We start from the raw sequence: 14,727 nt of genomic DNA on the forward strand, positions 1-14,727 counted from the left end.
TGCGGCCGAAGAGCTATATGCCCGCATCCATCCAGAAACTGAGTCCAACGGAGTTCTCAATGTCATACGTCATGGGTATCGACTTCGGCACCGAAAGCTGCCGAGTCGCCCTCTTCGATCTCGAAGGCCGTCCCGTCACCTTTGCCGCGACGCCGTACAAGACCACTCATCCTCGCCCGGGTCGCGCCGAGCAGAGTCCCAAGGACTGGTGGGACTGTCTCATCGCCTCCACGCACAAGGTCATGGAGAGCTCCGGCGTCGCCGCCCACGAGATCGTCGGCATCGGCTACGACTGCACCACGGCGACCGTCGTGCCCATGGATGAGAAGGGCGAGGAGTTGCGCGACGCCATCATGTGGATGGACGTCCGCGCGACGGAGCAGGTGCAGCGCCTCGAGGATGCGCGCGCGAACGGGTTCGACTCCAAGGGTCTGCTGTACAACGGCGGCGGCACGGTGGGTGCCTCGGCCGAGTGGTACCCCTTCAAGGCCGCCTGGATCAAGGACAACGAGCCCGAGATCTACGCCAAGGCGTACCGGATCGTCGACGCCACCGACTGGCTGACCTTCAAGCTCACCGGCGAGTGGAGCCTGTCGATCAACACCGCGGCCTTCCGCATGTACTACAACCGCGACTTCGGCGGCTGGCCGGTCGACCTGTACGAGACGATCGGCATCGGCGACGTCTTCGACAAGATCCCCGAGCGGATCCTCGACGTCGGCCAGCCCGTCGCGGGCCTGTCGACGGTCGCCGCCCAGCTCCTCGGCCTGCTCCCCGGCACGCCGGTGGCGCAGGGCATGGCGGACGCCTTCGCCGGCCAGGTCGGTCTCGGCGTGGTGACCCCGGGCAAGATGGCCCTCATCACCGGCTCCTCCCACGTGCTCGCGGGCCAGTCCGACAAGCCCGCCTACGGGCCCGGCTTCTGGGGCTCCTACACCGACGGCGTCGTCCCCGGCCAGTACTCGGTCGAGGGTGGCCAGGTCTCCACCGGCTCGGTCATGAAGTGGTACAAGGACAACTTCGCCTCCGACATGGTGGCGACGGCCGACAAGACCGGCCTGTCCGTGTACGACCTGCTCAACAGGGCCGCCGCCGACGTTCCGGTGGGCTCGGACGGCCTGATCGTCAACGAGTACTTCCAGGGCAACCGGACGCCGTACACCGACGCGAAGGCGCGCGGCATCATCTGGGGCCTGTCGCTGGCGCACGGCACCGCGCACATCTACCGGGCCATCCAGGAGGGCATCTGCTACGGCACCGCCCACATCCTGCGCGAGATGGGCAAGGCCGGCTTCGAGGTGAAGGAGCTCGTCGCGTGCGGCGGCATGACCAAGAGCCGCGAGCTCATGCAGCTCCATGCCGACATCACCGGCGTGCCGATCACGATCACCGAGGTCGGCGACGCGGTGGCGCTGGGCTCCTCGATGCTCGGTGCGGTGGGCGCCGGCGTGTACGGCAACGTGGCCGAGGCCGCGTCGAAGATGGTGCACACGCTCGACCAGCTCACGCCCGACCAGGAGAAGCACGAGGAGTACAAGTTCTACTTCGAGAAGTACACCGAGTCCTACCCGGCGATGCGTAGCCTGGTGCACGAGGTTGTGGATCACGAAGCAGCCAAGTGATCTGATCGTGTGGGCTTGGCCGATCCGTCGGCCAAGCCCACACGTGTGCGGTAACCAGTCAAGTCGACAACTATCCTGAAGGATCGGCGATGTCAGAACTCATCGAACGGGCGCTGCAGAGCGCTCACGAAACCAAGCAGGTCATCAGCGCCGCCGGGGCACTCGACGAGGTCGCGTCCGTGTTCTCCGAGGCGTTCCCGGGGGCCACCGCGATCGTGATCGGCGACGAGCGCACGATGGCGGCCGCCGGCGACAAGGTGGCCGCGGTCCTGGCCGCCGCAGGTGTGTCGACGCTCGACCCGTACGTGTTCCCCGGCGAGCCCGAGCTGTATGCGAAGTACGAGAACGTGGAACTGCTGCGAGGCGTCCTGGAGCCGCTGTCCGCCGTCGCGATCGCGGTCGGCGGCGGTTCGCTGAACGACCTCGTCAAGCGAACCTCCGGCGAACTCGGGCGGCCCTACATGGTCGTCGCCACGGCCGCGTCCATGGACGGCTATACGGCGTTCGGTGCGTCCATCGCCAAGGACGGCTACAAGAACACGCTCAACTGCCCGGCTCCCGTCGCGGCCGTCGCCGACATCGACGTGCTGGCCGCCGCGCCGTCGGTGATGACGGCGTCCGGCTACGGCGACCTCATCGGCAAGGTGCCCGCCGGCGCGGACTGGCTGATCGCCGACGCGCTGGGCGTCGAAGCGGTCGACAAGGGGGTGTGGGATCTGGTGCAGGGCCCGCTGCGGACCTCGCTGTCCCGCCCCGACGCTCTGGCCGCCGGCGACGCCGACGCCGTCGCCGGACTGGCCGAGGGCCTGCTCATGTCCGGCCTGGCGATGCAGGCGCATCAGTCCTCGCGGCCCGCGTCGGGCGCCGAGCATCAGTTCAGTCACCTGTGGGAGATGGAAGGGCACGGCACCGACATCAAGCCGCGTCGTCTGTCGCACGGGTTCAAGGTGGCCCTGGGCACCGTCTCGATCGCCGCCCTGTACGAGATCCTGCTGGCGACCGATCTCACCCGTCTCGACATCGACGCCGCGGTGCGGGCCTGGCCGACACGCAGCCGGCTGGAGGAGAAGATCCGCCGCTACCACAGTCATCCGCAGGTGCTGCCGGCCGCGATCGAGCAGACGATGGCGAAGTACATCGAGCCCGCCGACCTGGCCGTGCGGCTGCACCAGGTGGTCGAGCTGTGGCCGACGCTGAAGGTCACGCTCGCCGATCAGCTCATCGGCGCCGCGGAGCTGCAGAAGATGCTCCGCGCCGCCGGAGCGCCCGCCCATCCCGACGACATCCGGCTCGGCTGGGGTGCGTTCAAGGACACCTACGTGCGCAGCCAGATGATCCGCAAGCGCTACACGGTGCTGGATCTCGCGCTCGAGGCGAACCTGCTCGACGGGATCGTCGAGGAGCTCTTCGCGGCCGACGGATTCTGGGGCACCCAGCAGCCCTGACGCGCTGGCCGGGGTGCCGGCGGGGAGTCCGACCGTCGGCACACCCGCGCAATCGGGCCCGACCCCCGCGGACCGTTTCCCGTACTGCCCCCGTAGTCGCAGCGGGGAAGTAGGGTGAGGGATGCGCCCCTCATCGACTCTGCGCCGAGTAGATTCCACAGAAAGGCACTCATGAACACTCCGCTTACCTGGACCGAGCAGGACGCCAAAGCTGTCGACATCGCTCGGGTGCTGGCCGCCGACGCGGTCGACAAGGTGGGTAACGGCCATCCCGGCACGGCCATCTCGCTGGCTCCCGCCGCCTACCTGTTGTACCAGAAGGTCCTGACGGGCGATCCCGCCGATCCGCGCTGGGTCGGCCGCGACAGGTTCGTCCTGTCGGCGGGCCACTCGTCCATCACCCAGTACAACCAGCTCTTCCTCGCGGGGTACGGCCTCGAGATCACCGACATCGCCGCGCTCCGCACCTGGGGCTCCCTCACGCCGGGTCACCCCGAGTTCGGGCACACGGCGGGCGTGGAGACGACGACCGGGCCGCTGGGCGCAGGCATCTCCAACATGGTCGGCATGGCCATGGCCGCCAAGCGCGAGCGCGCGCTGCTCGATCCCGACGCCCCGGCCGGCGAGAGCATCTTCGACCGGTTCATCTTCGGGATCGCCGGCGACGGGTGCATGCAGGAGGGTGTCGCGTCCGAAGCGGCGTCCCTGGCGGGCAACCTCGAACTCGGCAACCTCATCCTCATCTACGACGACAACCGCATCACCATCGAGGGCGACACGAAGATCGCGTTCAGCGAGGACGTCCTGAAGCGCCACGAGGCGTATGGGTGGCACACGCAGCACGTCGACTGGACGCACGGCGGCACCGAGTACGCCGAGGACGTGCAGGCTCTCTACGACGCCATCGAGGCCGCCAAGGCGGTCACGGACAAGCCGTCGATCATCCGCCTGACGACCATCATCGGCTGGCCGCTGCCCACCAAGGCGGGCAGCCACAGCGTCCACGGCTCGAAGATCGGGGCGGAGGAGACGGCCGCGCTGAAGAAGGTCCTCGGTCTCGATCCCGAGAAGAGCTTCGACGTGGACGCCGGGCTCTTGGCCTACACCCGCGGCAACGCCGCCGACCGCGCCGCCGCCGCGAAGCAGGCGTGGACCGCGAAGTACGAGGCGTGGCGCGCCGCGAAGCCCGAGAAGGCCGCGCTGTTCGACCGGCTCGTGAAGCGCGAACTGCCCGCCGACTTCGAGAGCGCGCTGCCGGTGTTCGCGCCGGGGAAGAAGGCGACGCGTGCGGCGTCCGGCGAGGTGCTGTCGGCCCTGGCCGATGCCATCCCGGAGCTGTGGGGCGGCTCGGCCGACCTCGCGGGTTCGAACAACACGACGATGAAGGGCCAGCCGTCCTTCCTCGCGCCGGGGCACAGCACGGCGGAGTGGTCGGGCGACTACAGCGGGCGGACCTTGCACTTCGGCATCCGCGAGCACGCGATGGGCGGTGTCATCAACGGCATCGCGCAGTCGGGCCTCACGCGGCCCTACTGCGGGACGTTCCTGGTCTTCTCCGACTACATGCGGCCGACCGCTCGCCTGGCGGCGCTGCAGAACCTGCCGAGCACGTTCGTGTGGACGCACGACTCGATCGGCGTCGGCGAGGACGGACCGACACACCAGCCGATCGAGCATCTCGCGTCGCTGCGGGCGATCCCGAACTTCGACGTCGTCCGTCCGGCCGACGCCAACGAGACCGCTGCGGCGTGGGCGCAGATCCTGCGCAACACGCGTCCGGCGACGATCGTGCTGTCCCGTCAGGATCTGCCGATCTTCGACCGCGACAACGGGTTCGCCTCCACCGAGGGCGTCGCGAAGGGCGCCTACGTCCTCAAGGAGGCCAGCGCGGCGCCGCAGGTCGTCCTCATCGGGACGGGCTCTGAGGTGCAGCTCGCCGTGGCCGCCGCCGAGCGGCTGGAGGCCGGGGGAATCCCGGCGCGCGTCGTGTCCATGCCGTGTGTCGAGTGGTTCAACGAGCAGGACGACGCGTATCGGGCGAGCGTCCTGCCCGCGGGCGTGGTGCGCGTGAGCGTCGAGGCCGGTGTGCCGCAGGGCTGGCGCGAGATCGTCGGCGATTCGGGCCGGATCATCGGGATCGACCACTTCGGCGCGTCCGCCAACGGCAACCTGCTGTTCGAGAAGTTCGGCATCACGGCCGACGCCGTCTACGCGGCCGCCAAGGACGCCCTGGCCTGACCCGGGCGGCCTGCCGCACATACGCCGAGCGCTCCCGAACTGCCGGATTCGCGTAGGTTTCCGCCAGTTCGGGAGCGCTCGGCGTATCTGGGCGACAGAAGCGGAGCGCTCGGCTCAGCGCATCGACTTGGTGCCGAACCAGATGCGGTCCATGTAGTCCTGCATCGAGCGGTCGGAGGAGAAGAAGCCGCTGCGGGCCACGTTGAGGATCGCCGACCGGACCCACCGATCGGGCGTGCGGTAGGCGTCCTCGACCCGTTGCTGCGCGTCGAGGTAGGACTGGTAGTCGGCGAGCGCCATGAAGCGATCCTCGTGGAGCAGGTTGGACACCAGGGGCTCGAACGTGTTGCGGTCGCCGTCGGAGAAGTGCCCCGAGGCGATGAGATCCATCGTCGCCTTGAGCTGGGGATTCGTCTCGTAGTAGTGATGCGGCTGGTACCCGAGGGACTGGAGGTCGGCCACCTGCGGCTCCAGCAGCCCGAACAGGAAGAAGTGCTCGTCGCCGACGAGGCGGCGGATCTCCACGTTCGCGCCGTCGTCCGTGCCGATGGTGAGGGCGCCGTTGAGGGCGAACTTCATGTTGCCGGTGCCCGACGCCTCCTTGCCGGCGAGCGAGATCTGCTCGGACAGGTCGGCGGCCGGGATCAGCTTCTCGGCCAGGGTCACGTTGTAGTTCGCCGGGAAGGCGACGTTCAGCACCTCGTTGACGCGCGGATCGGCGTTGATGACGCCGGCGACGCGGTTGATCAGGTGGATGATCTCCTTGGCCATCCGGTAGCCCGGGGCGGCCTTGGCCCCGAAGAGGACCGTCCGCGGGACGATGTCGGCGGCCGCCACCTTCCCGCTGACGATCTGCTCGTAGAGCGTCACGACGTGCAGCACCTTCAGCGTCTGCCGCTTGTACTCGTGGAGGCGCTTGACCATCACGTCCAGCAGATGGCCGCGAGGGAGCGTGATGCCGTCGCGGCGGGTGAGCAGATCCTGCAGCCGGTCCTTGTTGTGCGCCTTCACGGCGGCGAAGGCGTCCCGGAAGTCGGCGTCCTCGGCGTAGGGCTCCAACTCCTCCAGCCGTTCGAGATCGGTCAGCCAGCCGGTGCCGAGCGCGTCGGTGATGAGCCCGCTCAGGCCCGGGTTGGCCAGCCGGACGAAGCGGCGTGGCGTCACCCCGTTGGTGACATTGGTGAACTTGTGCGGCCAGTACTCGCTGAAGTCCGGCAGCACCTTGTCGCGCAGCAACTGGGAATGCAGCTCGGCGACACCGTTGACCTTGCAGCCGGCGACCGTCGCGAGGAAGGCCATCCGCACCGAGCGCTCCGGGTACTCGGCGATGATCGACATGCGGCGAGCCCGCATCTCGTCGTCGGGGTACTCCTCGCGGACCTCGGCGAGGAATTCCTCGTTGATGCGGTAGATGATCTCGAGGTGGCGGGGCAGCAGCCGCCCCAGCAGCGACGTCGGCCACACCTCCAGCGCCTCGGGCAGCAGGGTGTGGCACGTGTACGCGAAGCACTGCTTGGTGATCTCCCACGCCTCGTCCCACTCGAACCCGCGCTCGTCGACGAGAATGCGCATCAGCTCGGGCACCGCGATGACCGGATGGGTGTCGTTGAGCTGGAAGATGGCCCGGTCGGGCAGGGTGTGCAGGTCGACGCCCGGCTCCAGCACCTCGTCGATGAAGTCGCGCAGCGAGCAGGCGACGAAGAAGTACTGCTGCTGCAGTCGCAGTTCCTTGCCCTGCGGGGTCGAGTCCTCGGGGTACAGCACCTTGGTGATGTTCTCGGCGAACGTCTGCGCCCGGACGGCCTCGGCGTAGTCGCCGGCGTTGAAGATCGACAGATCGAACGCCTTGGTGGCCTGGGCGCTCCACAGCCGCAGCGTGTTGACGCGGCCGTTCTGGTACCCGGGGACCATGTAGTTGTAGGGCACCCCGAGCACGTTCCAGTCGGGGAGCCAGCGGGAGCGCTCCACGCCGTCGGCATCGACGTATTGCTCGGTCCGGCCGCCGAAATTCACCTGCACAGCGGCCTCGGGGTGCGGGAACTCCCACGGGCCGCCCAGCGCCAGCCACGTGTCGGGCTGCTCGACCTGCTGCCCGTCGACGAAGGTCTGGCGGAAGATCCCGTACTCGTAGCGGATGCCGTAGCCGATACACGGCACGCTCATCGTGGCCAGGGAGTCGATGAAACAGGCGGCGAGCCGGCCGAGCCCGCCGTTGCCGAGACCGGGCTCGATCTCCTGGGCCCGCAGCGTGGCCAGGTCGAGCCCGCAGGACGCGAGGGCCTTCTCGGCGATCTCGTTGAGGTCGGTGGCGAGCAGGGCGTTGCCGAGCTGGCGGCCGAGCAGGTACTCGGCGGACAGGTAGCCGACGGCCTTGGCCTTCGTCTCGCGCTGTTTGCGCGTCGTCTCCAGCCACCGTGCCATCAGGTAGTGCCGGACAGTCCGGGCGAGCGCCAGGTACTGGTCGTTGACCGTCGAGCGCGAGAGTGCGACGCCCTGGCCTGTGTTGAGAGCGTGGAGGAACTCACGGACGAACCCGTCCACCGAGTGCGGCGGGGCCGTCACCGGGGCGAGGGCGAGAGGGTGCGTCGGTGGGAAGACCGGCCCGACCTGGCGGGACTCCGTCGAGGGACGCTCATCGGTCGGCGGGACGTCTGAAGGGCCCGCGGCCGCGGGCACGATGATGTCGGTCACGGAGTGACAGGGTAGCCATGGAAGGCTACGAATGCGTAACGCCCTCGCCGGACCGGCCGGGCGGCGTCAGGGGAGAACGGCGATCTTCACGCCCGTGCGCTGCTTGAGGGCGTCATAGGCGCCGAACAGGTCGCTCAGCGGGAACTGGTGGCTGACGATCGGCGCGGCGTCGATGAGCCCCGACTCGAGCACGGCGATGGCGCGGCGGACGTCGCGTCGGCGCGCATTGGACCCGCCGGTCACGACGAGTTCCTTGTAGTGGACCAGGTTCGGGTCCATGACAGCGGTCGATCCCTTGGGGAAACCGGCGAAGTAGCTCACGCGGCCGCCGATCCCGGCGAGATCGAGCGCGACGTTGGCGAGGTCGAGGCCGCCGATGCAGACCACGACGACATCGGCACCGGCGCCGTCGGTGGCGTCGCGGACGAACGCCGCCAGGTCGGTCGCGGAGGGGTCCACGGTGTGGGTCGCGCCGCACACGAGTGCAGCTTCGCGCCGCGCGGCTGACCGATTGCTCACGATGATCTGCCGGGCGCCGGCCATCCTGGCCGCCAGTTGGGTGTGGAGGAGGCCGATCGGGCCCGCACCGAGGATCACCACGGTGTCGCCGGGCCCGGCCGCGTACTGGTCGAACCCGTTGAGGCAGCATGACACGGGCTCGGACAGCGCGAGCGTCGTCGGCGGGATCTCGACGGATGTCGTCATGAGGTTCCCCTTTGCGACGACATCGGCGGGGACGAGCATGTACTCGGCGAGCCCGCCGTCGATGCCGTACCCGAACAGGGCCAGGTCGGCGCACAGGTGCTCGCGGTCGTTGAGGCAGGCGCGGCACCTGTTGCACGACACGACGATGGAGACGGTGGCCTGCTGGCCCACCGCGTAGCCGACGACGCCGTCACCCACCGCGGCGATGCGTCCGGCGATCTCGTGCCCCGGGACGACGCCGGGACGGACGCCGGCCGTCTTCGACCCGTCGAGGATGCGGATATCGGTCCCGCACAGGGTCGTCGCCTCGATCTTGAGGAGGACGTCCCCCGGCCCGGGCTCGGGGACGTCCCGTGTGACCAGCTCCAGATGGTTCGGCTCGTGCAGCACTGCGCTCAGCATGGCGTTCAGTGTAGTGAGAACAGCGCCCGCCGTGGGGGTGGCCGCGTGAGAGCGGGTGAGGTGACGAGCCTTGTCACGGGTGACTCCAGCGTTCGCGGCCGGACTCGGCTGGGCGACACGACACTAGTCTTGGCACATGGACCCGATCACGCGCGTCGTGCGGCGCTTCGTCCCGCAGGCGGCCTCCCGGATGATCCTCGAACTCGATCTCGACCTGGGCGTGACGATGTACCCGCCCGCCGATCCGGTCTCCGCGCTGCGGGCCATGAACGCGCCGGCGATGCGCGCGCTCGTGGCGGGGTTGCGTGAGGGGGCGCGCGATCCCCGCGTGGTGGGTCTCGTCGTCCACGTCGGCACATGCCCGTACACGCCCGCGCAGCTCGACGAGCTGGCGACGGTCGTCGAGGACTTCGCGCGCGAGAAGCCGGTCATCGCGTACTCGGAGACGTTCGGGGAGTTCGGCAGTGCGACCCTCGCCTATCGTTTCGCGACCGTCGCGCACCAGGTCTGGCTGCAGCCATCGGGAGAGGTGGGGCTGAGCGGCCTCGCGCTTGCGGTCACGCTGCTGCGCGGGACGCTCGACAAGCTCGGCGTCGAGCCGCAGTTCGGGCAGCGACACGAGTACAAGACGGCCGCGGACCAGTTCGTCGCCCGGGAGGTGACCGACGCCAACAGGGAGATGATGCAGCGGATCGCCGACTCCATCGTCGATGACACCGTCGAGGTGGTGGCGAAGCGGCGCGGCCTGACGACCGACGATGTCCGGGCCATCACCGACGGACCGGCGCTCGGTGCCTCTGCCGCCCGGGAGCTCGGGCTGGTCGACCATATCGGCTACCGCGACGAGGTCTATTCGGCGGCGCGAGAGCAGTGGGGGAGCGATGCCGAGCTGCGGTATGTGCACCGACTGCATCCCGCCCTGCCCGCGCTCCGTCTGGTGACCGAGCAGCGCAAGCCGGTCGTGGCGGTCGTGCCGGTCCGGGGCGGCATCGTCTCGGGCCGTCCGCAGCCGGGGCCCGGAGGCCCGCAGGCGTCCGCCGATGCCGTCGGGGCACATCTGCGGCGCGCGGTCGCCGACCCCGACGTGCGGGCGATCGTGCTGCGCGTCGACAGCCCCGGTGGTTCCTATGTCGCCTCCGACGCCATCCGCCGGGAGGTGATCCAGGCGAAGGCGGCGGGCACGCCCGTCGTCGCGAGCATGGGCGACGTCGCGGCGTCCGGCGGGTACTTCGTCTCGATGGCCGCCGACGAGATCGTCGCCTGCCCCACGACGCTCACCGGTTCCATCGGCGTGCTCGCCGGGAAGTTCGTGCTGACCGGCCTCACCGAGAAGCTCGGTCTGACGGCCGAGGACATCGCGGCCGGACGATGGGCGACGCTGATGAGCGTGAACGCCGGCTTCACCGACGAACAGTGGGACGTGCTCAACGCCCGCCTGGACGAGATCTACGACGACTTCACCGCCAAGGCCGCCGCCGACCGGCGCGTCGACATCGCCGCCCTCCGAGCGGTCGCACGAGGACGCGTCTGGACCGGTCACGATGCGCAGCGCCACAACCTGGTCGACCATCTGGGCGGCCTGGAGACGGCCGTGCAGCGGGCGTGCGCGCTGGCAGGGCTCGACCGGGGCCGGGCCGCGGTGCGGATGAGCCCGCGGCTGCCGTTCCTGGAGCGCCTCCGTCCCGCCGACTCCTCCCAGTCCGCGATCGCGGCGCCGGCCACCGAATCCTGGGCGGCGATCGCCGCGGGCGGCCCCGACGCCGTCGTGCGGATGGCCGGGGCGGCGATCGGGTGGGACGTGCCCGGCGTGCTGACGATGCCCTGGCGGATCGCGATCCGCTGATTTCGGGCGAACATCGCCACCGGCGAGGGGCGTCATGTTACCGATCGGTCGATAAAGGTCTGGTCACGAAACGGTAACTGCGCCCACCATTTCGCCGAGAGTGGACTAGAAATAGAGCCCACGACAGGCGCATTGCGCCCGGAGCCGGCGTGCCCGGCTCCGACATACTCACAGGGAGGTCACATGCGAGTTCGCACTCGCTCGATCGCGGCCGTGGCTTTGGCGTCTTCCGTCGCCTTGCTCGCCGCTGCATGTGGGGGTCAGTCCGGAACAGGGTCCACCACCGCGCAGGGGCAAGAGGGTGGAGAGATCTCGGTCCGCGGTTGTACGCCCGAGAATCCGCTGATCCCGACGAACACCAACGAGGTCTGCGGCGGCAACGTCCTCGACGCCGTGACCGCGAAGCTGGTCCACTACAACTCCGACACGGCGAAGCCCGAGAACGACATCGCCGAGTCCATCGAGACCACCGACAACCAGAACTTCACGATCAAGCTCAAGACGGGCTACAAGTTCTCCGACGGCACCGAGGTCAAGGCGCACAACTTCGTGGATGCCTGGAACTGGGGCGCCTACGGTCCCAACGGCCAGTTGAACTCGTACTTCTTCGAGCCGATCGAGGGTTTCGCCGACACCCAGTGCACCGATGAGGCGTGCAAGACCGCGAAGTCGGAGACGATGAGCGGGCTGAAGGTCGTCGACGACTACACCTTCACGATCAAGACCACGTCGCCGGTGTCGAACCTGCCCGTGCGCCTCGGCTACACCGCCTTCGCGCCGCAGTCCGACGCCTTCCTGAACGCCTCCGACAAGACCGAGCTCGGCAAGCTCCCGATCGGCGCCGGCCCGTTCAAGGTGACGTCCAACACGGCCACCGAGATCGTGATCGAGAAGTTCGCCGACTACTCCGGCTCCAACAAGCCGCACGTCGACAAGGTGACCTTCAAGATCTACAACGACACCAGCGCGGCCTTCAACGACGTCGTGGCCAACAACCTCGATCTCACCGACGTGATCCCGGCCGACCAGTTGGTGGGCGACGCGTGGAAGAGCCAGCTCCCCGACCGCAACGGCTCGCGTGAGACCGGCATCATCCAGGTCATGACCTTCTCGTCGAAGGACACGCAGCTCAAGAACGTCGACCTGCGCCGGGCGCTGTCCATGGCGATCGACCGCGACCTCATCACCAAGCAGATCTTCAACGGCGCCCGGACGCCGGCCACCGGCTGGGTCTCCCCGGTCGTCGACGGCTACAAGGCCGGCGCCTGCGGCGACAACTGCACCTTCAACAAGGACGAGGCCAAGAAGCTCTACGACGCGGCCGGCGGCTACGACGGCACCCTGCTGCTCTCGGTGAACGGCGACGGCGGCCACAAGCTGTGGGCCGACGCGGTCTGCAACCAGTGGAAGGCCAACCTCGGCGTCGACTGCAAGGTCAACATCACGCCCGACTTCAAGACCCTCCGGCAGCAGATCAACAACCGCGAACTGACCGGTCTGTTCCGCAGCGGCTGGCAGATGGACTACCCGTCGATCGAGAACTTCCTCACCCCGATCTACGCCACGGGTGCCTCGTCGAACGACGGCGACTACTCCAACGCGAACTTCGACGCGAAGCTGAAGGAGGCCGCGGCGGCGACATCGTCCGACGAGGCCAACACGCTGTACCAGGAGGCCGAGCAGATCCTCGGGCAGGACATGCCGACCATCCCGCAGTGGTACCAGAACAGCCAGTTCGGCTACTCGACCAAGGTGACGAACGTCAAGATGACCCCGTTCAGCACCTGGGATCTCTCCGCCGTTCAGGTCAAGTGATCTGACCCCTCAAGGTTCGGCCCGTCACCGGTTGGCGGGCCGAACTCTTGCGGGGCCTTATCATTCTCGAAGTCGAAAGGGGACCGGACGTGGGGAAGTACATCGTGCGGCGGCTGCTGCAGATGATCCCGGTGCTGCTGGGGACGACCTTCATCATCTACATGATGGTGTTCGTCCTTCCCGGCTCGCCGCTCGACGGCAAGTGCGGGGAGCGGCCGTGCCCCGACGCCTTCGTCAAGAAGTTCGAGGAGGAGTTCAACCTCGACAAGCCGGTCCTCCTGCGCTATCTCCTGTACCTGGGCAATCTCTTCCGCGGCAATCTCGGCACGAACTTCTACGGCAACTCGGTGCTCGACGAACTGAGGCAGCGCTTCCCCACCACCTTGGAACTCGCCCTCATCGCCGTCTTCTTCATCATCGTGGTCGGCATCGGGCTCGGGGTCATCGCCGGCATCCGCAAGGGCCGGTTCGCCGACCACCTCATCACCGTCACCACGCTGATCCTCATCTCGATGCCGGTGTTCGTCATCGGCGGGCTCGCGCAGATGGTCTTCGGGCTGAAGCTCGGCTGGTTCCCCGTGACCGCCACGGACGGCACCTTCAACCAGCTCCTTCTGCCCGGCATGGTGCTGGCGTCGTTGTACATCGCCTACGTCGCGCGGCTGACACGCACCAGCCTCATCGAGAACCTGCGCGCCGACTACGTGCGGACGGCGAAGGCCAAGGGGCTCACCCGCGGCAGGCAGGTCGGGCTGCACGCGCTGCGCAACTCCATGATCCCTGTCGTCACCTACATCGGGCTCAGCTTCGGCGGTCTGATGGGCGGGGCGATCGTCACCGAGCGGATCTTCAACATCAACGGCATCGGCTTCTTCCTGTACCGCTCGATCACCCAGCGCGACGGTGTCTCGGTGGTCGGCACGATCGCGCTCATCGTGATCGTGTACCTTTTCGTGAACCTGCTCGTCGACCTCCTCTACGGGGTTCTGGACCCGAGGATCAGCCTTGACTGACATCGCCACAGAAGAGTCCCTGGTCCCGACCGACCCGGCCGGGGGAGACGACAGGGAGGCGTCGCTGTGGGGGGACGCGTGGGACGTCCTCCGACGCAATCCGCTGTTCTGGATCTCGGCCGTCCTCATGGTGCTGTTCGTCGTGATGGCGGCGGTCCCGCAACTGTTCGCACCCAACGACCCGAGCGCGCCGGGCGCCTGCGATCTCAACAACGCCCGTCTCGGACCCAGTGCCCAGGCGTGGTTCGGGTACGACCTGCAGGGCTGCGACGTCTACGCACTGACGATCTGGGGCGCTCGGTCGTCGATCCTCGTCGGCCTCTTCACGACGCTGGTGACCGTGATCATCGGCGTGTCCCTCGGGGTCATCGCCGGCTACGCGGGCAAGTGGGTCGACACGCTGCTGTCGCGGGTCGCCGACGTCTTCTTCGCGATCCCGCTGCTGCTCGGCGGCATCATCTTCATGTACACCTTCCCCACACCCACCAACTCGGGGTTGAGCGAGACCGCGCTGTACTTCCTCATCGTCTTCAAGGTGACGCTCGCGATGGCGATCCTCGGCTGGCCGGGCCTGTTCCGGCTGATGCGGAGCTCCGTCATGCAGGTCAAGCCGCAGGAGTACATCCAGGCGTCGAGGGCGCTCGGCGGCTCGCCGCTGCGCATCATCCGCCGGCACATCATCCCGAACGCGTTCGCGCCCGTCCTCGTTGTCGCCACGATCGACCTCGGCGGCTACATCGCCACGGAGGCGACGCTGTCCTTCCTCGGCATCGGCCTGCAGGACCCGGCGATCTCCTGGGGCATCGCGATCTCGTCGGCATCCCAGCTCGGCTACATCGTCGCGGCCCCGCACATGCTGCTGTTCCCGTCCGTGTTCCTGTCGCTGACGGTGCTGGCGTTCATCATGATGGGCGAATCCCTGCGCGACGCCCTGGATCCGAAGCTGCGGTAGG

General features: G+C 68.2%; 9 protein-coding genes. 7 read left to right on the forward strand and 2 right to left on the reverse strand.

Annotated features, from left to right (window positions below):
* The first annotated feature begins 59 nt into the window (after nt 1-59).
* From G555_RS0105345 to tkt, 3 genes are all read left to right on the forward strand, one after another.
* A complete protein-coding gene (locus G555_RS0105345; RefSeq protein WP_036921445.1) occupies nt 60-1,622 on the forward strand; it encodes an FGGY-family carbohydrate kinase in 1,563 nt (520 codons plus the stop codon).
* Nucleotides 1,623-1,711: 89 nt separating this feature from the next.
* Nucleotides 1,712-3,067, forward strand: a complete 1,356-nt coding sequence (locus tag G555_RS0105350; RefSeq protein WP_028708085.1) for a sn-glycerol-1-phosphate dehydrogenase — start codon at nt 1,712-1,714, stop codon at nt 3,065-3,067.
* A gap of 171 nt (nt 3,068-3,238) precedes the next feature.
* Nucleotides 3,239-5,305 carry a transketolase gene (gene tkt, locus G555_RS0105355; protein WP_028708086.1) on the forward strand — a complete coding sequence of 689 codons (2,067 nt, stop codon included), beginning with the start codon at nt 3,239-3,241 and terminating at the stop codon, nt 5,303-5,305.
* A gap of 114 nt (nt 5,306-5,419) precedes the next feature.
* Here the strand turns inward: tkt and G555_RS18100 are convergent, their stop codons facing one another.
* On the reverse strand, nt 5,420-7,996 hold the full coding sequence (locus G555_RS18100; protein ID WP_084634785.1) for a glycogen/starch/alpha-glucan phosphorylase: 2,577 nt from the start codon (nt 7,994-7,996) through the stop codon (nt 5,420-5,422).
* 66 nt (nt 7,997-8,062) lie between these two features.
* On the reverse strand, nt 8,063-9,103 hold the full coding sequence (locus G555_RS0105365; protein ID WP_028708087.1) for an alcohol dehydrogenase catalytic domain-containing protein: 1,041 nt from the start codon (nt 9,101-9,103) through the stop codon (nt 8,063-8,065).
* A gap of 136 nt (nt 9,104-9,239) precedes the next feature.
* Between G555_RS0105365 and sppA the strand changes: the two genes are divergently transcribed.
* From sppA to G555_RS18110, 4 genes are all read left to right on the forward strand, one after another.
* Complete coding sequence (sppA, locus tag G555_RS18105) at nt 9,240-10,946, forward strand: signal peptide peptidase SppA (RefSeq protein WP_036921449.1); 1,707 nt, start codon at nt 9,240-9,242, stop codon at nt 10,944-10,946.
* A gap of 183 nt (nt 10,947-11,129) precedes the next feature.
* Nucleotides 11,130-12,761: a peptide ABC transporter substrate-binding protein gene (locus G555_RS0105375; protein WP_028708088.1), complete on the forward strand. Its 1,632-nt coding sequence runs from the start codon at nt 11,130-11,132 to the stop codon at nt 12,759-12,761.
* An 89-nt stretch (nt 12,762-12,850) separates the two neighbouring features.
* On the forward strand, nt 12,851-13,774 hold the full coding sequence (locus G555_RS0105380; RefSeq protein ID WP_028708089.1) for an ABC transporter permease: 924 nt from the start codon (nt 12,851-12,853) through the stop codon (nt 13,772-13,774).
* Nucleotide 13,775: 1 nt separating this feature from the next.
* Nucleotides 13,776-14,726, forward strand: coding sequence for an ABC transporter permease (locus G555_RS18110; RefSeq protein ID WP_245581239.1), 951 nt, complete (start codon nt 13,776-13,778; stop codon nt 14,724-14,726).
* The last annotated feature ends 1 nt before the right edge of the window (nt 14,727 follow it).

This window comes from Propionicicella superfundia DSM 22317, assembly GCF_000423465.1.
GTDB lineage: Bacteria > Actinomycetota > Actinomycetes > Propionibacteriales > Propionibacteriaceae > Propionicicella > Propionicicella superfundia.

Bases quoted from the DNA above. Each gene is read 5' to 3' on its own strand.
- G555_RS0105345 (WP_036921445.1), top strand. From the start codon at position 60: ATGTCATACGTCATGGGTATCGACTTCGGCACCGAAAGCTGCCGAGTC.
- G555_RS0105350 (WP_028708085.1), top strand. From the start codon at position 1,712: ATGTCAGAACTCATCGAACGGGCGCTGCAGAGCGCTCACGAAACCAAG.
- tkt (WP_028708086.1), top strand. From the start codon at position 3,239: ATGAACACTCCGCTTACCTGGACCGAGCAGGACGCCAAAGCTGTCGAC.
- G555_RS0105365 (WP_028708087.1), bottom strand. From the start codon at position 9,103: ATGCTGAGCGCAGTGCTGCACGAGCCGAACCATCTGGAGCTGGTCACA.
- sppA (WP_036921449.1), top strand. From the start codon at position 9,240: ATGGACCCGATCACGCGCGTCGTGCGGCGCTTCGTCCCGCAGGCGGCC.
- G555_RS0105375 (WP_028708088.1), top strand. From the start codon at position 11,130: ATGCGAGTTCGCACTCGCTCGATCGCGGCCGTGGCTTTGGCGTCTTCC.